Origin of the sequence: Candidatus Planktophila sp., assembly GCF_036734405.1 — a bacterium.
Taxonomy (GTDB): Bacteria; Actinomycetota; Actinomycetes; order Nanopelagicales; family Nanopelagicaceae; genus Planktophila.
Window position 1 is genome coordinate 279,699 of the sequence record NZ_DAIMYR010000001.1, and the last position, 18,047, is coordinate 297,745.

19 protein-coding genes, 1 tRNA gene and 1 other RNA gene are annotated in these 18,047 nt (G+C 45.6%); 13 read left to right on the forward strand and 8 right to left on the reverse strand.

Features of this window, described 5'->3' with window-relative positions:
* Positions 1-3 precede the first annotated feature (3 nt).
* Together AC9UC2_RS01360 and AC9UC2_RS01365 are read left to right on the forward strand one after the other, a co-directional pair.
* The gene (locus tag AC9UC2_RS01360) at positions 4-1,773 is read left to right on the forward strand and encodes an ABC-F family ATP-binding cassette domain-containing protein (RefSeq protein WP_509524358.1); all 1,770 of its coding nucleotides are present in this window, start codon (positions 4-6) and stop codon (positions 1,771-1,773) included.
* A 13-nt stretch (positions 1,774-1,786) separates the two neighbouring features.
* Complete coding sequence (locus tag AC9UC2_RS01365) at positions 1,787-2,716, forward strand: DMT family transporter (protein WP_509524360.1); 930 nt, start codon at positions 1,787-1,789, stop codon at positions 2,714-2,716.
* Here AC9UC2_RS01365 and AC9UC2_RS01370 read toward each other — a convergent pair.
* From AC9UC2_RS01370 to upp, 3 genes are read right to left on the reverse strand one after another with little or no spacing between them, the layout of a single operon-like run.
* Complete coding sequence (locus AC9UC2_RS01370) at positions 2,658-3,281, reverse strand: DedA family protein (RefSeq protein WP_509524362.1); 624 nt, start codon at positions 3,279-3,281, stop codon at positions 2,658-2,660. The two genes, AC9UC2_RS01365 and AC9UC2_RS01370, sit on opposite strands and share 59 nt — an antisense overlap.
* The gene (locus tag AC9UC2_RS01375) at positions 3,278-4,654 is read right to left on the reverse strand and encodes an NAD-dependent malic enzyme (protein ID WP_509524365.1); all 1,377 of its coding nucleotides are present in this window, start codon (positions 4,652-4,654) and stop codon (positions 3,278-3,280) included. Before AC9UC2_RS01375 ends, AC9UC2_RS01370 begins: the two co-directional genes overlap by 4 nt.
* The gene (upp, locus tag AC9UC2_RS01380) at positions 4,655-5,293 is read right to left on the reverse strand and encodes a uracil phosphoribosyltransferase (protein WP_509524367.1); all 639 of its coding nucleotides are present in this window, start codon (positions 5,291-5,293) and stop codon (positions 4,655-4,657) included. It lies immediately after the preceding gene.
* A 54-nt stretch (positions 5,294-5,347) separates the two neighbouring features.
* Between upp and AC9UC2_RS01385 the strand changes: the two genes are divergently transcribed.
* Both AC9UC2_RS01385 and tadA read left to right on the forward strand, forming a co-directional pair.
* Positions 5,348-5,890, forward strand: coding sequence for a tRNA adenosine deaminase-associated protein (locus tag AC9UC2_RS01385; RefSeq protein WP_509524369.1), 543 nt, complete (start codon positions 5,348-5,350; stop codon positions 5,888-5,890).
* Entirely contained in the window at positions 5,887-6,345 is a 459-nt protein-coding gene (gene tadA, locus AC9UC2_RS01390; RefSeq protein ID WP_509524372.1) for a tRNA adenosine(34) deaminase TadA, read from the forward strand. The genes AC9UC2_RS01385 and tadA overlap by 4 nt, the downstream gene beginning before the upstream one ends.
* Here tadA and AC9UC2_RS01395 read toward each other — a convergent pair.
* On the reverse strand, positions 6,317-8,644 hold the full coding sequence (locus AC9UC2_RS01395) for an amino acid permease (RefSeq protein ID WP_509524374.1): 2,328 nt from the start codon (positions 8,642-8,644) through the stop codon (positions 6,317-6,319). The genes tadA and AC9UC2_RS01395 overlap by 29 nt on opposite strands.
* Positions 8,645-8,748: 104 nt before the next feature.
* Here AC9UC2_RS01395 and AC9UC2_RS01400 point away from each other — a divergent pair, with 104 nt between their 5' ends.
* Positions 8,749-10,167, forward strand: coding sequence for an NAD-dependent succinate-semialdehyde dehydrogenase (locus AC9UC2_RS01400; protein ID WP_509524376.1), 1,419 nt, complete (start codon positions 8,749-8,751; stop codon positions 10,165-10,167).
* 5 nt (positions 10,168-10,172) lie between these two features.
* On the opposite strand, the gene AC9UC2_RS01405 is transcribed toward AC9UC2_RS01400, so the two are convergent.
* The 3 genes from AC9UC2_RS01405 to AC9UC2_RS01415 form a co-directional block, all read right to left on the reverse strand.
* Entirely contained in the window at positions 10,173-10,673 is a 501-nt protein-coding gene (locus AC9UC2_RS01405; protein WP_509524379.1) for a hypothetical protein, read from the reverse strand.
* Positions 10,674-10,677: 4 nt separating this feature from the next.
* Positions 10,678-11,187 (reverse strand): hypothetical protein, encoded by a 510-nt coding sequence (locus AC9UC2_RS01410; protein WP_509524382.1) that lies wholly within the window; start codon positions 11,185-11,187, stop codon positions 10,678-10,680.
* Positions 11,188-11,264: 77 nt separating this feature from the next.
* Positions 11,265-11,352: transfer RNA gene (locus AC9UC2_RS01415), tRNA-Ser, on the reverse strand.
* Between the two features lie 41 nt (positions 11,353-11,393).
* Between AC9UC2_RS01415 and ffs the strand changes: the two genes are divergently transcribed.
* The 8 genes from ffs to AC9UC2_RS01455 all read left to right on the forward strand — a co-directional run bounded on the left by ffs (position 11,394) and on the right by AC9UC2_RS01455 (position 17,354).
* Positions 11,394-11,490: signal recognition particle sRNA small type (gene ffs, locus AC9UC2_RS01420), an RNA gene on the forward strand.
* Positions 11,491-11,535: 45 nt separating this feature from the next.
* Positions 11,536-13,248 (forward strand): DNA polymerase III subunit gamma and tau, encoded by a 1,713-nt coding sequence (locus AC9UC2_RS01425; RefSeq protein ID WP_509524385.1) that lies wholly within the window; start codon positions 11,536-11,538, stop codon positions 13,246-13,248.
* Between the two features lie 12 nt (positions 13,249-13,260).
* Entirely contained in the window at positions 13,261-13,854 is a 594-nt protein-coding gene (gene recR, locus AC9UC2_RS01430) for a recombination mediator RecR (RefSeq protein ID WP_509524723.1), read from the forward strand.
* A gap of 90 nt (positions 13,855-13,944) precedes the next feature.
* A complete protein-coding gene (locus tag AC9UC2_RS01435) occupies positions 13,945-15,216 on the forward strand; it encodes an aspartate kinase (protein WP_509524387.1) in 1,272 nt (423 codons plus the stop codon).
* Positions 15,213-16,286: an aspartate-semialdehyde dehydrogenase gene (locus tag AC9UC2_RS01440; RefSeq protein WP_509524390.1), complete on the forward strand. Its 1,074-nt coding sequence runs from the start codon at positions 15,213-15,215 to the stop codon at positions 16,284-16,286. The genes AC9UC2_RS01435 and AC9UC2_RS01440 overlap by 4 nt, the downstream gene beginning before the upstream one ends.
* Positions 16,283-16,735 (forward strand): GatB/YqeY domain-containing protein, encoded by a 453-nt coding sequence (locus AC9UC2_RS01445; RefSeq protein ID WP_509524393.1) that lies wholly within the window; start codon positions 16,283-16,285, stop codon positions 16,733-16,735. The genes AC9UC2_RS01440 and AC9UC2_RS01445 overlap by 4 nt, the downstream gene beginning before the upstream one ends.
* A complete protein-coding gene (gene sp36, locus AC9UC2_RS01450) occupies positions 16,732-16,890 on the forward strand; it encodes a Sp36 family protein (protein WP_509524396.1) in 159 nt (52 codons plus the stop codon). Before AC9UC2_RS01445 ends, sp36 begins: the two co-directional genes overlap by 4 nt.
* Positions 16,887-17,354 (forward strand): RidA family protein, encoded by a 468-nt coding sequence (locus AC9UC2_RS01455; RefSeq protein WP_509524399.1) that lies wholly within the window; start codon positions 16,887-16,889, stop codon positions 17,352-17,354. Before sp36 ends, AC9UC2_RS01455 begins: the two co-directional genes overlap by 4 nt.
* A 9-nt stretch (positions 17,355-17,363) precedes the next feature.
* Here AC9UC2_RS01455 and AC9UC2_RS01460 read toward each other — a convergent pair whose 3' ends face one another.
* On the reverse strand, positions 17,364-18,047 hold the full coding sequence (locus tag AC9UC2_RS01460) for a Crp/Fnr family transcriptional regulator (protein WP_509524402.1): 684 nt from the start codon (positions 18,045-18,047) through the stop codon (positions 17,364-17,366).

Below are 18,047 nucleotides of genomic sequence, written 5' to 3' on the forward strand. Positions count from 1 at the left end.
ACCGTGGCGCGCAATGTTGTAAACATAGAAGATGTCTCTAAAGCCTTTGATATCAAAGAGCTATTAGTAGGCGTCTCACTTGGCGTCTCTGAAGGCGATCGAATCGGAATTGTTGGCCGCAATGGCTCGGGCAAAAGTACTTTGATGAAAATTATGGCGGGAATTGAATCGCCAGATTCAGGACGTGTAACAAAATCAAATACCGCAAAGATCGGTTTGTTATCGCAGGTAGATCTTGCAAATCCTGAAAGCACAGTTGGTGAAGTTGTTTTAGGTGATGCAGCAAAACATGAATGGGCAAGTGATCCAAATATCCGTGAAGTGTTTACTGGATTGTTCGGAAGTTTTGATGACCACATTTTTGATCGCAAATTTGGTCAACTCTCTGGTGGAGAACGCAGACGAGTTGGTTTAGCAAAGCTACTAATTAACGAACTAGATCTTATTTTGCTGGATGAACCCACAAACCACTTAGATGTCGAAGGCGTTGCTTGGCTTGCAACCTATTTAAACAATCGTCGCGGCCTTGCGGTAGTTGTTGTTACGCACGATCGCTGGTTTTTAGATGCGGTTACAGATCGAACATGGGAAGTAGTAGAAGGAAAAGTTGAAGAGTATGACGGCGGATACAGCGCCTTTGTTTTGTCTAAAGCCGAACGTTCTCGCCAAGCATCAGTGATGGATCAAAGACGAAATATGTTGATCAAAAAAGAACTTGCTTGGCTGCGTCGTGGTGCACCTGCTCGTACTACTAAACCAAAGTTTCGAGTCGATGCCGCAAATGTTTTGATCGCAGATGAACCAGCACCGCGCGATCAAGGTGAATTGCTTAAATTTGCACTGAACCGTCTTGGTAAAACAGTGTATGAAGCACATCATGTTCAGGTAAAACTTGGCGATAAGGAACTTATCGATGATCTGTACTGGAATGTTGGCCCAGGGGATCGAATCGGCATTGTTGGTGTAAATGGCGCAGGAAAAACAACGTTGATGAAAACTTTAACTGGCGAGATTGCACCCACAGCCGGAAAGCTCGTAACTGGTGTAACGGTTAAAGCAGCGTTTTTAACCCAGCATCTAGATGAACTTGATCCAACTTGGCGGGTACTTGAAGCGGTTGAAAAGGTGGCTAATCGAGTTGAAATCGGTGGTGGACGTGAACTTTCGGCTTCTCAGTTGTGTGAGCGCTTAGGTTTTGATCGCGAATCTCAATGGACTCCAGTAGGAGATTTATCCGGTGGAGAGAAACGACGCTTGCAATTAACTCGATTGTTGATGGATAGTCCAAATGTTTTATTGCTTGATGAGCCAACAAATGACTTTGATATTGAAACTCTTACCGAACTAGAAGATCTTCTAGATAGCTACGGCGGAACTTTGATCGTTATCTCACACGATAGATATTTCTTAGAACGAGTTTGCGATCGCTTTGTTGGTTTGTTGGGTGACAAGAAAGTTCGCGATCTACCTAGAGGCGTGGATGAATATCTAGAACAACGTGCAGAAGCATTGTCGTCGGCAACAACGACCATCAAGGAAAAGAAGAGTTCAAATGCTGCAGAACAACGACAGTTAAAGAAAGATTTAGTTCGACTTGAACGCCAGATGGAAAAATGTAGTTCTGCGATTGCAGCATTAACTGCGGAACAGGAAGGTGCTGCCTTTGATGCTGATCGTTTGGTAGCAATTGCTTCAGAGCTTGCCGCTTTGGGTACGGAAGCTGCCAAATTAGAAGAAGAATGGCTCCACGTCACCCTTTCACTGGAAGCCTAAGTTAGGATTTTCTATGCGCTTAGATTTACTGGCCGCTCTTTCTGGGGCAATGATTGCTCTGCAAGCACGCGCAAATGGTGAACTTTCGCACCGCCTGGATAATGGCTTACAGGCTGCACTTGTTTCTTTTGGTTCAGGCTTATTGATCATCTTTGTCATCACGCTTTTTAATTCGAAGATCAAAGAAGGAATCAAAAACCTTCGCCAGTCCGTAGCCAATAAAGAAATCGCACGTTGGAAGTTATTTGCTGGGGCTCTCGGTGGCAGTTTTGTTGCAATTCAAACCCAGATCGTTCCGCTAATTGGTGTCGCTATTTATTCAGTTGCATCCATCGCAGGACAAACTGCAATGTCACTGATTGTTGATCGCATTGGTTTAACTGGTGGCGGCAAAAAACTGATTTCCCCACGACGCGTGTTAGCGGCCTTTTTGACCGTTCTAGCTGTTCTTGTTTCGGTGTGGGATCGCATCGATGCCAATGATTTATCAATGCTTGCAGTGACCGCTGGTGGTATTGCCGGGGCTGTTGTAGGTGTGCAACGCGCACTAAACGGCCAAATCAACGAACATTCACAACAGAGTTTTACTACCTCACTTTTAAACTTTATGACTGGTACCGCATTCCTATTGATTTTGATAATCATTGGGATGATTCTGGGTAGGAATCAACTTTCTCCATTACCAAGCGGTCCTTGGTGGATATATACCGGTGGCGTAATTGGCGTTATCTATATTGCTTTTACTTCAACAATTGTTCAACATCTAGGTGTTCTAACTTTTACTTTGTTTAGCGTGGGCGGACAACTTGTTGGCTCACTGATTATTGATCTTGTCTCACCGACAGATGGCGTAAGCGTCAGCGCTTACTTAGTTACAGGAATTATTATGACTTACGCTGGCGTTGTGGCCGGTGGCGTAAGTAATCAACGAGTGCGTAAGTAATCGAAGCAATAATGGTGAAAGCGGCAATCGAATAAGTCCACGTTTCTACCCAAGGCAATGTCGCTGTGTAATAGCCAGCCAAAGTAATTCCAACTCCCCACACCAAAGCACCAAGTAAGTTTGCAGATGAGAAGCTGTAGTAATTCATCTTAGAAGCACCAGCGATTGTTGGAACAAAAGTTCGCACCCACGGAATAAATCGTGCGGCGAAAACTGCCCACCAACCATTTCGTTTATAAAATGTTTCAGAGCGAGCAACTATTTTTTGAACCTTTAAATCCTTGTACTTATCCAGTAAAGGTCGTCCGATCTTTCGGCCAAGTGCGAAGCCAACCTGATTGCCAATGGCTGCGGCCATAAAAATCACCAATGCAACGTTGAAAATGCTTACATCTTTACCAGTTGAAGCAACTAAGCCTGCACTGAAAGGAATCGAGCTTCCGGGCAGGAAAAATGCCGGCAAAAAAGCGGTTTGAGCAAAAATGATTCCACCGGCAAGGAGATAGACAAAAATAGGCGCGATGCTGGCAAATTGTTGATCAAATGTTGCGGCGAGCTCGATCACACTGACTTCTTAACCGCCGCTGCCACAGCCTTAACAACATTGGGATCAAAGACACTTGGCACAATAAATGATGTGTTGAGCTGTTCAGGTGAAACACATTCTGAAATCGCTGCAGCAGCTGCAAGAAGCATCTGATCTGAAATCTTATGCGCGTTTGCATCTAGCAACCCACGGAAGATTCCTGGGAAGGCTAAAACGTTGTTAATTTGATTTGGTTGATCGCTGCGTCCAGTTGCGACAACAGTTGCATACTTTCTTGCAATCACGGGATCAATCTCAGGATCTGGGTTTGCAAGTGCGAAAACAATTGAACCCTTAGCCATCGATGCAACATCAGCTTCAGTTAATACATTAGGAGCGCTTACACCAATGAATATATCTGCACCGATCATGGCTTCAGAGATCTTGCCTGTAAAATTAGTTGGATTACTGTTGTTTATAAACCATTGCTGCATGGAATCATCAGATTTCATATCGTTGTGAATTACACCGTGATGATTAAAGCCGATGATGTTGCTTGCGCCATCTAAAGTTAACAAACGCGCAATTGCATTGCCTGCTGCGCCAACACCACTTAGAACAATCTTTGCGGATTTCAAATCTTTTTTAACCAATTTAAGGGCATTACGAAGCGCAGCTAGAACCACAATCGCAGTACCGTGTTGGTCGTCGTGGAAAACCGGGATATCTAACAGCTCGCGCAGACGCGCTTCAACTTCAAAACAACGGGGAGCAGAAATATCTTCAAGATTGATGCCGCCATAGACAGGTGCAATCAACTGGACCGTGCGAACGATTTCATCAACATCTTGGGTATCCAAACAAACAGGCCATGCATCAACATCGGCAAAGCGCTTAAATAAGGCGGCCTTACCTTCCATCACAGGTAGTGCCGCTGCTGGGCCAATATTTCCAAGGCCTAAAACGGCTGATCCATCGGTTACGACGGCCACGGTATTGCGCTTAATAGTAAGGCGACGGGCATCTGATGGGTCAGCAACGATCGCTTGGCAAATACGAGCAACACCTGGTGTGTAGGCACGGGATAAATCATCACGGGTTTTTAGTGGAACCTTTGATGCGATTTCGATTTTTCCACCAAGGTGAAGCAAGAATGTTCGATCACTTACCTTGCGAACAGTTAAATCAGAATTTAGAGAGATAGCTGCAGTAATTTGCTCTGCATGTTCAGCGTCAATAGTGTCGCATGTTATATCGATGACAACTTTTTCAAGAAGAGATTCAACAACGTCAAGTGCAGTAATTGTTGCACCAGCTCCAGTAATAACTGTTGTTGCTAGCGCTACCGGGTTTGCATCAGGTGAGCCTTCGACACGGATCGTAATTCCGTATCCAGGTGATGTAGATGCCATTTACACAACACCGTAAAGACGATCGCCAGCATCGCCTAAACCAGGGACGATGTACCCGTGCTCATTTAATTTCTCATCCAGTGCGCCAGTTACAATTGTGATTGGAACCTTGCTGTTTGCAAACTCTTTTTCAACTGCCGCAATTCCTTCAGGGGCAGACAAGATGCAGACAGCGGTGATGTCTGTTGCGCCAAGATCGATTAAATAATGAAACGCCATGATCAAAGTTCCACCCGTTGCAAGCATTGGATCCAAAACGAAAACTTGGCGACCTGAAAGATCATCAGGAAGACGATTTGCATAGGTGCTTGCTTCTAAAGTTTTTTCATCTCGAACCATCCCGAGGAAACCAACTTCTGCTGTTGGTACTAATTTGCTCATTCCTTCAAGCATTCCCAAACCTGCCCGAAGAATTGGCACCACAACCGGACGCGGCTCAGCTAATTTCTGGCCCTTTGTCTTTGTGACAGGAGTTGTAATCTCAACTTCATGTGTTCGAACATCGCGGGTAGCTTCGTATGCCAGAAGCGTTACGAGTTCTTCGACTAGACGTCGGAAGGTTGGTGAATCGGTGCGTTCGTCGCGCAAAACCGTCAGTTTGTGATTGATAAGCGGGTGATTGGCGACGTGTACTTTCATAGGTAATACCTTACAGGGGTTTTATTCCCTGCAAATGAGTGAAAGTATGGCCCCATGTCCGAATTCGAAGATGGCCTCAACGATGAGACCGAGGAGATTGAATCCTTCGATGACATACGCGATGAAGTGCGCGACCTCACAAGTGAAATGGATTTTGCTGTAGCGGCTTGGCATGAAGATGGCCGCTGGACCTTGGCAACATTGCCTGACCCATATGACATTGCACAAATTATTACCAGGCTGAAATCTCAACAAACCAATGGTGGCTCGATTGCACTAATTGCAATAGATGAAGAATTCTTTATTTTGATACGCGTACTTGGTGCACATATTTCTTTGTTCCTCAGCGATGCAACCGCAGCTTTAGATTATCCAGTAGCTGAAGAGTTAATGGAAATTGCTGATCTTCCTATTCCAGAAGATGATGAAGAATCTGGTCCTGTTGGACACCTAGAGATTTTGGCAGACCTTGGTCTAAATGGCATGGAAATTTCTGCTCTGTGTGATGATGAAGAATTATTCCCTGATGAACAACTAGAAGCAATTGCAGCTCGACTTGGTTTTGGAGAAGAGTTCTCGGAGCTTTTGGATCTGTGAACGATATTGAAATGATGCGCGTTGCTTTAGATGCAGCACGCAGTGCAATTGCAAGTGGTGATATTCCAGTCGGAGCTGCGATATTTAATAGCAACGGAGAAGTTGTTTCAATTGGTCACAATGAAAGAGAACTTCACAACGATCCAACTGCACATGCTGAAATCGTTGCGATTCGGCGTGCTGCAGAAAAGTTAGGTGATTGGCACTTAACCGAACACACACTTGTTGTAACTTTAGAACCATGTGCAATGTGTGCAGGTGCTATCGCGCAATCTCGTTTGCAAACCGTTGTCTTTGGGGCGTGGGATGAAAAAGCTGGCGCAGTTGGTTCTGTGTGGGACTTATTGCGAGATCCACGCAGCACATTTAGAACTGAAGTTCGTGCGGGTGTCATGGCCGATGAATGCGGTGCGTTAATTAAGAGTTTTATACAAGAAGTTCGTAAGAAGGATTAAGAATCACCATAGATCCTTCTACTTCACCAACCATGCCTTCGGCGCGCAATTGAGAACCAACTTCAAGTCCTGCAATGTCACGGCGACCCAAGAACTGCAGCGCAACTCCGCCGGTTTCATCCCAAATCTCAACCTCTAACACCGGTGCAGATCCACGCGGAGCCGCTTTAATCGATGTAACTCGACCTTGAACTTGAGCACGTTTGCGCCATTCAATATTGCCAATTGGAGTCAAGTTTTCTGCGTAGTGGCTTACTGGTTCGACATCTACTGGAACAACTTTCTGCATAGGCTTTGGGGCCACAACAGGTGCCGTAGGTTTAACAGAAACAAATGATGTTTTTCCAGAAGCGATGCGGTCAACATCGAATGGAACGATCGTTGCAACAACTCGTGGAAGTTGTGAAATTGGTGCAGCAATTTCTTCGGCAGTTTGATCATGCAGTAAACGTCCTAAGAATCCAGAATACGCACGGCGTGGAAGCAAGAGTGTTAGTTCGACATCTGGTTTTTCAGTCATTCGGATTGAATAATCCAAAGCAGCATTAGCAAGTCTGCGATCAGGGCAATCGATTAATTCCAGAGTCACATCATCTAGTGCATCTGATGCAGCCCAAGCCTTCTGAATCTGTTCTGCACGACGATCATCAATGACAAAGTGAACGGCCGACAAGTTACGCGGTTTTAAGCTTCGCGCATATCGAACGGCGCCAACTGTTGCAATGTCAACATTGTCTACAAGAACTGTTACATCATGGCGTGCAATTGATGTTGCGCGCTCTTGATGTTGCTTAACCTCTAACGCTTCTTGCTCACGGGTGTATTGCCGACGTAAGCGCAAAAATGTCATCACTAAAATTGGCGCCGTGATCAGTACTAACCATGCACCTTGCGTAAACTTAACTACAGAGAAAATAATTACAACTAGCAGTGAAATCGATCCTGCAAGTCCGTTAATAAACACTTTTGCTCGCCAGTGACCGGTTTTATTTCGCAAGGCATGACGAGTCATTCCAAACCCAGCCAATGCAAAGCCCGTAAATACACCCAGTGCATAAAAAGCAACTAAGTGCTCAACTGATCCACCAGTAATTAAAACTAAGAAAATTCCACCGCCAGCTAGAAACAAGATTCCGTTAGAGAATGCAAGGCGATGGCCGCGCTTGGTCAATTGACGAGGCAAGTAGCCATCCGTTGCAACAAAGTTCACGAGCAACGGGAAAGCGCTGTAAGTGGTATTTGCACCAGCGAACAAGATAAGCATTGTTGCTAGCTGAACCATTACGAACATCACTTGGCCAACAACACCATCACCCATGATCGTCTTAGCGATTTGAGAAATAACTGTTGGGGTACCAGATTCATATGGAACTGCGTGAATTTTATGAGCAAACCAAGAAACACCCAGAACTAGCGTTCCAAGCAGTGTGCTCATAATGTACAAAGTTCTGCGTGCGTTTACATGTTCTGGCGTCTTAAATAGTGCAACACCATCTGAAATCGCTTCAAGGCCAGTCAGCGATGATCCACCATTTGCAAAAGCACGAAGCAGAATAAATATTGCTGCAAAAGTCAACAACCCTTGTTCTTGCCCGATTTCAATTGCACCAGGTTGATCAACACTCAGCTTTATCAATGTTCCGTTGAACTGCTTATACAGCCCAACTGAGAAAACAATAAACATGCAACCAACGAAGAAATAGGTTGGCAAGGCAAAGGCTTTTCCAGCTTCTTTAACACCTCGTAGATTTCCATACGTTAACAAAGTAATTACAACTAAAATCATTGGAATCTTGTAGGGACCTAGTGATGGGAAAGTTGAAATAATCGCGGCAACTCCTGCTGCAGATTGAATTGCAATTGTCACGATGTAATCAAGCATCAGCGCAACTGCTGCAATTTGGGCAACTACTGGTCCAAAGTTATCGCGCGAGACAATGTATGCACCACCAACTTTTGTATAAACGTTGATGACATCTCGATATGACAAAGTGATGATTAGCAGAATCACCAAAACAACAGCAGTCATTGGCATCAAAATTGCAAAAGCAGCTAAACCAAATGCTGGCAGTAATGCAATCAAAATCTGTTCTGAACCATATGCAGATGATGAAATACAGTCAGAAGAAAGGATTCCTAATCCATAGCGCTTGCTCAGGCGCTGATGGCTTAGTGTGTGGCGATTAAGCGGATTACCTAATAGACGTCGTTTAATCGTATAGAAGGTGGAGTCTTTTAGATGTGCGTGATCCTTTAAAACTTCTGGGACAGGCGCATCATCGGTCCACGACTTAGGCACTTAAAACTCCTCTTTTAATTGCAATCAATGCAACTTAATAAGCATCACTCTACCTCAGCCCGCACAATCTTCACTGTTTTACGCCTAAAGCGTATGCTTCCACCATGCATACACAGTTATATATCGACGGCCAATGGGTAGATGGAATCGGAAAGCTACCTGTTTATGATCCCAGCGATGGCTCAGTAATCGCCGAGGTTTCACTTGCCGGAGATGCACAATGTGATGCCGCAATCGCTGCAGCAGATGCAGCTGCAAAGGCGTGGGCAAAGACTGCGCCACGTTATCGTTCTGAAATTTTGCGTAAAGCATTTGAATTAATGACAGCAGAAAATGAAGCAATCGCAACTTTGATCTCTCGCGAAAATGGCAAGGCAATGCCAGATGCACGCGGTGAAGCAACATATGCCGCCGAATTTTTCCGTTGGTTTGCTGAAGAAACAGTTCGCACACCTGGAGATTTCCGTAAATCACCATCAGGGGATAAGCGAATTCTTGTTTCACATGAACCAATCGGTGTCTCAATTCTGATTACTCCGTGGAACTTTCCAGCAGGCATGGCAACACGCAAGATCGGACCAGCAGTTGCGGCTGGTTGCACAATGATTTTGAAGCCAGCAGGTGAAACACCATTAACCGCGATGTACATTGTTGATTTGATGGAGCGCGCAGGTTTGCCAAAGGGTGTTCTCAATTTAGTTCTCCCAGAAAAAACAGGACCAGCGATTTCAAAGATGCTGCATGACCCACGTGTAAAAAACCTTTCGTTTACAGGATCAACAGAAGTTGGTCGCATCTTGTTAAAGGAAGCTGCAGACCGCGTTATTCGTTGCTCAATGGAACTTGGTGGAAATGCACAAGTTGTTATCCACGATGATGCAGATTTAGCAGTAACTATTCCGCAGCTTTCACTTGCAAAGATGCGCAATGGTGGCGCTGCATGTACTTCAGCAAACCGGATCTTTGTTCAACGTGGAATCGCAGAAAAGTTCATCGCAGAAATGACTAAGTCCATGAGTTCATACGTTATGGGCCGTGGAGTAGATGCGGGAACAACTCTTGGTGCTTATGTTTCTATGAAGGAACGCAACAAGATTGCTGACATTGTTGATGAATCAATTGCAGCTGGCGCTAAGGTCGAAGTTGGTGGAGTCAAGCCAGCAGGCGATGGAGCTTTCTACCCAGCAACAGTTTTGGTTGTTGAAAAAGATAACCCAATTTTGCTTCATGAAATCTTCGGACCTGTTGCACCGATTGTTATTTTTGATACCGATGAAGAAGGAATCGAACTGGCTAATGACACCGAATTCGGTCTGATTAGTTATGTCTTCTCTTCAAACCTGACTCGTGCTTTGCGCACAGCAGAGGCGATGGAATCCGGAATGGTTGCCATCAATAAGGGTGTTATTTCAGATCCGGCGGCACCGTTTGGCGGCGTAAAGCAATCAGGCTTGGGCCGCGAAGGTGGCTTCGATGGAATTCACGAGTTCTTGCAGACCAAGTTCATTGGCGTCGAGATTTAACCTACCTACAGAGCACGTAGTTTTGTAAGGATTTCTTTGTCATTGGTTTTCATTTTATTCATCAGACCTACGATTCGACCTCTGCCGTTAGAAAAATATCTCAAGTCAAAGTAGGGGTAGGAAAGGATGCAATAACTACCCTCTTCTTGAGGATTTCTTCCTTGAAGAGGGTAATTCCAAATCACATCAACTTCAGTTTGGGCGAAGAACTTGATCAGTTTGTTAATCCGAAGTTTTGAAAAATGACTAAGTTCTACTTGGCGGAGATCATGCTGGTATGCAGAAGTTCCACTTTTCCGGGCAGAGTAACTAACGACATTTTCCTTGAGAGAGTAGAAAATCTCACCATTTGCAATTGAGTTTCTTAATTCACCCGAATTCAAAAGTTGAAGGGCATTAGACTTGTAGGTGTTGTCCTTTGTCTTTAAAAGAAATTTATACAATGCCAAACGTTCATGTTCATGCAGGTGCTGTCCAAGAGTGAGAAGTTCTTCATAAAAACTCATAACCCTATTTTGCACTAATTCGGCAGATTAAGGGCATGGGTTTATCGGATTCGCCTGAGACAGGAACTGTTCGATTATCTTTCAGATGTATCTGCCCAAATGCCTTGCCAATGTATTCAGCCTGTCCTTTGCCATTGCAAGGAGCTGTCAAATTCTCGATGAGGACATAGTTTTCGCGTTCAGGTTTGGGTCGAGCGACAATGTTTCGAACTGTTTTCACTACATTGTTACCGCCATTAGGTAAAACCTCTTCAAACTTAACGGTGAGTGATGTGTACGCTTGGGGCACGTCACAGAGAGTGCTTATTTTGAGTTTTGCCTCACTCAAATTTTTGAATTCGAGCGAGTAAGTTGATTGATGAACTCTTTGGACATTCATTCTGCAGTTGGGCTCTATCGACTGACTCGCACTATTGATTGCATACTGAGCAGCCAGTGCGCCTACCAAAAGCCAAACTGGGACCCTTGCCTTGATTAAAGTCGGAATTAAAGTCTTCGGAATTGGTTGAAACATTTCATCAAGTTAATGAGTATCGCCGTAGGCGTGAATCGGGTTACCCCCAGCCACAACAAGCCGCAGTAATGTGTATCTGGCGGAGGATGAGGGATTTGAACCCTCGATAGGTTGCCCTATACACGCTTTCCAAGCGTGCGCACTCGGCCGCTATGCGAATCCTCCCGAGGGGGAGAACTCTATCGGTGGGTATAACTATGATTACACCAGATCCCTCGTACGGCGTTACCGTACTGAACTCCCCCAGGGCAGGAATGCAGCAAGGGTAGGTCCGCTCTGGCGGGTGTGCGAGGGGTCCTATTTTTAGTTTAATAAGCGCAGCGCGACGAACAGTAGAGGAGCACGGCGATGTCATTAGCTTTGTATCGTAAATATCGTCCCTCTGTTTTTGCAGATGTCATCGGACAAGAACATGTAACTGTTCCACTTTCAAATGCTTTGGAATCAGGTCGCACACACCACGCATATTTGTTTAGCGGCCCACGTGGTTGCGGAAAAACATCTAGCGCCCGAATCATGGCGCGCTCGCTCAATTGTGAAAAAGGTCCAACACCAAATCCATGTGGGCAATGTCAGTCATGTAAAGATTTAGTTGCCAACGGTCCAGGTTCATTAGATGTTATTGAATTAGATGCTGCGACCCACGGTTTAGTAGATGATGCGCGCGATCTTCGCGATAAAGCATTTTTTGCTCCAGTACAAAGTCGTTACAAGATTTACATTATTGATGAAGCGCATCAGCTTGGACCAGGAGCTGCAAACGCGTTATTGAAAGTTGTTGAAGAGCCACCCGCTCACGTAATTTTTATCTTTGCTACAACTGAACCAGATAAGTTGATTGCAACTATTCGTTCACGTACCCACCACTATCCATTCCGTTTAGTTCCACCAGGAACGCTGGCGGCGCACCTAGAAAAGGTTTGCAACGCCGAAGGTGTAAAAGTAGACAAGGGTGTTATTCCGCTAGTCGTTCGTGCCTCTGGGGGTTCTGTGCGTGACGCGCTTTCTGTGTTGGGTCAGCTCTTAGCTGGTGCAGGTAAAGATGGCGTTAGCTACGAGATTGCAATTCAATTACTTGGATTCACAGACGGTGCATTGCTCGATGATGCAATTGATGCGATCGCAGCCCACGATGGTGCAACTTTGTTTAAGACCATTGATCGCGTAATTGAATCAGGACATGATCCGCGTCGATTTACCAGCGATATGTTGGAACGTATTCGCGATTTGATGATTGTTGATGCGCTCAAGGATTCAACCGCTAATTCAATTTTGCGCGATATGCCTGATGATCAAATGGAGCGCATGCGCAATCAAGCAAACAGAATTGGTACCGCAAATCTTTCACGTGCTGCAGATATTGCAGCCGAAGGTTTGACTCAAATGCGTGGAGCTACTGCGCCACGTTTAATCCTTGAACTCATTTGTGGGCGCATATTGCTGCCAATTGGTGATAACACTGATGCGGGAATGCTCTCTCGCATTGAACGTTTGGAACGTGCAGAAAACATCGCACCTCTTACAACAGCTTCCGCTGCTTCCGCTCCAGCTCGAACCGTGGAGGCAAAAGAAAAAGCAGCCTCCACTCATTCGACTGAAGCACTCAGCAGCTCTAAGGCAACCGAAGAAAAACCTGCTGTTAAAGAAAAGGACTCCACTGCAAAGCACGTACCTGGCAATTTTGATATTGCCGCGCTACGCAGAGCGTGGCCGGATGTAATTGAGGATGTAAAGAAGCGTCGCAGACTGACATGGTCGCTGTTATCGGCAAGTGCGCAGGTGCTTAGCGTTGATGAAGATGCAATCACAATCGGCATTGTGAATGCTGGAGCTAAGGAAAGTTTTGAACGTTCTGAATCTGATGTAATTCTACGCAACGCATTTATCGATGTAGTTGGGTTAGATCGAAAGATTGCAGTAGTTGTTGATCCATCGATTGATACAAATACCCCAGCTGCGCGCGAGACACGGACATCAGAGGCACCAACAGATAAGACTCTGCTTACGGGTGCCGCTTTGCTTGCTCAAGAACTTGGCGCAAAAGTTATTGAAGGTAAGTAATACATGTCAGGTATGTATGAAGGTGCGATTCAAGATCTGATCGATGCTTTAGGTCGCTTGCCAGGTATTGGACCAAAGAGTGCCCAACGTATTGCCTTCCATATTTTGCAATCAGATTCCGAAGTTGCATCAGCCTTGGTTGATTCAATCCGCGTTGTAAAAGAGCGCGTGAAGTTCTGTGTGCAGTGCGGAAATGTTTCAGAAGAAGATGAATGCCGAATCTGCCGTGATCCGCGCCGTGACAACACGATCATCTGTGTTGTTGAAGAAAGTAAAGATGTAATTGCAATTGAACGAACTCGCGAATTTCGCGGTAAGTACCATGTGCTTGGCGGTGCGATTAGCCCAATTGATGGCATCGGCCCAGAACAACTTCGTATTCGTGAATTAATGGTTCGTTTGGCAGATGCTGGAATTGTTGAAGTTATCTTGGCGACCGATCCAAATCTTGAAGGTGAAGCAACAGCTACCTATCTATCTCGTCTGATTAAGCCGATGGAGATCAAAGTTTCACGTCTTGCTAGCGGTCTGCCCGTCGGCGGAGATTTGGAATATGCCGATGAGGTCACGCTTGGTCGTGCCTTTGAAGGCCGCAGGGATGTTTAATCTCATTATTTGAAACGCCTCTTGTCTCATTATTTGGGAAAACCGCGAAATTGAGTAGCCCCAGCCTGATATCTAGTTCATGATTGAGCCATGGGACTCATTGTTCAGAAATATGGTGGCTCTTCGGTAGCCGATGCTGAGGGCATGAAGCGCGTTGCCAACAGGATTGTGGCGGCAAAGCGGGACGGTAATCAGGTTGTCGTGGTGGTTTCGGCTATGGGCGACACAACCGATGAACTTATTGATTTAGCAGAACAGATCACGCCAATTCCACAGGGGCGCGAACTAGATATGTTGTTAACAGCTGGTGAGCGAATTTCAATGGCCTTGCTCGCAATGGCAATTAATAACTTAGGTCATGAAGCTTTGTCATTTACCGGAAGCCAAGCAGGTGTGATTACAACTTCTGCACATGGTCGCGCTCGCATCATCGATGTGACACCAGGTCGAATTAAGGAAGCGCTAGATAGTGGCGCAATTGCAATTGTTGCCGGCTTCCAAGGAATTTCGCAAGACACCAAGGATGTAACAACTCTTGGTCGCGGAGGCAGTGACACAACTGCAGTTGCTTTAGCTGCAGCACTTGATGCAGATGTCTGCGAAATTTACACCGACGTCGACGGCGTATTTAGCGCGGACCCTCGCACAGTTCCGGCAGCAAGAAAGTTAAAGACAGTTACATATGAAGAGATGTTGGAACTAGCTGCAAGCGGAGCAAAGGTTCTGCATTTGCGTTGTGTTGAATATGCACGCCGCTACAACTTACCAATTCACGTACGTTCATCTTTTTCTACCAATGAAGGAACATGGGTGGTCAAAGATCATCCAGAAGGAGGAGCAATGGAGCAAGCAATTATCTCGGGTATCGCACACGATAAGTCGGAAGCGAAGATCACAATCGTTGGCGTACCTGACCGAACCGGTGTTGCTGCACGCATCTTCCAAGCAATTGCAGATTCTGACATCAACATCGACATGATTGTGCAAAATGTTTCTGCTGCTGCAACTGGCCTAACAGATATTTCCTTCACATTACCAAAGGCAGAAGGCGCATCAGCAACTGCGATCTTGCAGAAGCTGCAGGGCGAAGTTGGTTTTGCTTCTATTCAATACGATGACCAAATCGGTAAATTGTCGTTAGTTGGCGCTGGTATGCGCTCACACCCAGGTGTGACTGCAACTTTCTTCGGAGCAATGTCTGATGCAGGCGTCAATATCGAAATGATTTCAACATCTGAAATTCGTATTTCAATTATTTGCCGTCAAGCAGATCTAGAGCGCGGTGCCAAGGCGGCACATACAGCTTTTGAGCTAGATGCCGATCAGGTCGAAGCCGTTGTATATGGAGGAAGTGGACGATGAGCAAAAAAGCTAAGAAAGTCACAAAGAAGCCAACCCTTGCAGTAGTTGGTGCAACCGGCGCCGTTGGCACGGTAATGCTTAGCATTTTGTCAGAACGCAAAGATGTGTGGGGAGAAATCCGTCTGATTGCTTCGGCGCGCAGTGCAGGAAAGAAATTGATGTGTCGTGGGGAAGAGTTAACAGTTGTAGCACTTTCACCTGAAGCTTTTGATGGCATCGATGTTGCAATGTTTGATGTGCCAGATGAGGTTTCTGCAGAGTGGGCACCTATTGCCGCCGCACGTGGCGCAGTTGTTGTCGACAACTCTGGAGCATTTCGCATGGATCCAAAAGTGCCTTTGGTTGTTCCAGAAGTTAATCCAAAGGATATCAAGAAGCGACCAAAGGGAATTATTTCAAATCCAAACTGCACAACGCTTTCGATGATTGTTGCAATGGGTGCATTGAATAAGAAATTTGGTTTGAAGGAACTTGTTGTTGCTTCGTATCAAGCTGCATCTGGTGCAGGTCAGCCCGGTATCGATGCATTGCGTGAACAGATTTCAGCAGTTGCTGGTACAAATGCTGGTGAAGCAACAGGTGACGTACGCAAGCATGTAAAGGATTCAGGACCATTTCCGGCACCGCTTGCACTTAACGTTGTGCCTTGGGCCGGTTCGCTAAAAGAAGCAGGGTATTCATCTGAGGAGATCAAGGTTCGCAATGAGTCTCGCAAGATTCTGGGAATGCCAAAGCTTAAGGTTTCAGCAACATGTGTTCGCGTTCCTGTTTTAACAACTCACTCCTTAGCGGTTCATGCAACTTTCAAGACTGAAATCTCACGTAAAGCAGCGCAAAAAGTTCTTGAAAAAGCTGCTGGTGTGATTTTGTTTGATGATCCAGAGAATAAGAAGTTCCCAACACCTAATGATGTTGTCGGAACAGATGAAACCTGGGTTGGTCGCGTTCGCCAGTCGCTAGATGACAAGAAATCTATTGATTTGTTCCTATGTGGAGACAATCTACGCAAGGGAGCAGCGTTAAATACTGCCCAGATCGCTGAATTATTGGCGGTAGAGTTCACAGCATGAGCATTAAAGAAACCTTACGCACCGACTTAACTGAAGCAATTCGTGGTCGCAATGAAATCACATCAAGCACTATCCGCATGGTTCTAACTGCAATCACCAATGAAGAGGTTGCAGGAAAGGAAGCACGCGTTTTAAGTGATGATGAAGTAATTGTTGTTTTGTCACGCGAGGCAAAGAAGCGCCGTGAAGCAGCAGAAGCTTTCGAAGGTGCCGGTCATGCAGAAAAAGCTGCTTTAGAAAAAGCAGAAGGCGAAGTTATTGCCAAGTATTTGCCAGCGCAGTTAAGTGCTGATGAAATCAAGGCGATGATTGCTGAAGCAATTGCGGCAACAGGTGCTGCCGGACCTGCAGATATGGGCAAGGTAATGGGCGCGATTAAGGCAAAGATTGCAGGAAAGGCTGATGGAGCACTTGTTTCATCACTAGTGAAAGAGAGCCTCAACAAATGACTAAGTATGAATACGCAACTGTTCCACTTCTTTCTCATGCAACAAAGCAGATTCTTGATACATGGGGTTCAGATGGTTGGGAACTAGTACAAGTTATCCCGGCACCAGGAACTGGCGAGCAGCTAGTTGCGTACATGAAGCGACCACTTGCATGAATAAAGTAGATGTCCGCGCAAAGCTCGCAGAACTCGGATTAGAACTTCCGGTTGCTGCAAAGCCAGTTGCTGCTTATGTTCCAGCAATTCGTACTGGGAATTTAGTTTTCACTGCAGGGCAACTTCCATTAGCTAATGGCGAAATGGCTGGCGTTGGAAAAGTTAACGGAGAGATAACTCCTGAGCGTGCAAAGGAGCTTGCACAGATTTGTGCACTCAATTGTTTAGCTGCTGTTGAAACTGTTGCAGATGTAAACAAGATTACAAAGATTGTTCGTGTAGTTGGTTACGTCAATGGTGTTCCTGGCTTCATCGGTCACCCAGGTGTAGTAAACGGAGCTTCTGAACTATTTATCTCTATCTGGGGCGATGGTGCAAAACATGCACGGAGCGCTGTTGGTATTGCAGAGCTTCCTCTGAATTCACCTGTAGAGATTGAATTAACAGTCGAAATTACCGACTAACAGCAGCGTTTATTTACCACGCTTTGAAAGACGTTCGAAATCGGTAATAAGAACTGCGCGACCATCTAGCTTGAGCCAGTTGCGTCCTGCGAAATCAGCAAGAGCTTTGTTAACGGTTTCGCGGGATGCGCCAACTAGTTGAGCTAACTCTTCTTGAGTTAAGTCGTGGTGAACAAACAAACCTTCTGCTGTCTGCTTTCCGAAACGCTCGCCCAGGTCAATAAGTGCTTTAGCAACACGTCCCGGTACATCTGAAAAGACTAGATCTCCAACCGCTTCATTTGTACGGCGTAAGCGCTGTGCTAAACGAGCGAGAAGCTGAAGTGAAACTTCTGGATTTGTTGCAAGCCAAGGAATTAATTTTTCTTGACCAAGGCTTAGTAATTTTGCATCAGTTACAGCAGTTGCTGTTGATGTACGGGGACCTGGATCAAACAGGCTTAGCTCACCAAACATTTCACCTGGTCCAAGAATAGACAACAGGTTTTCGCGACCATCACCACTAGAAGTTCCCAGCTTTAGCTTTCCTTCTGCAATTACATATAGGTGATCGCCTTCATCACCTTCGGCGAACAAAACCGTGCCCTTTGAAATCTTTACTGAATCCATGTTCGCCAGCAAAGAAGCGGCAGCCGCGTCGTCCAAGGCGGTGAACAGTGGCGCTTTGCGAATAACTTCTTGATCTATAGGCAC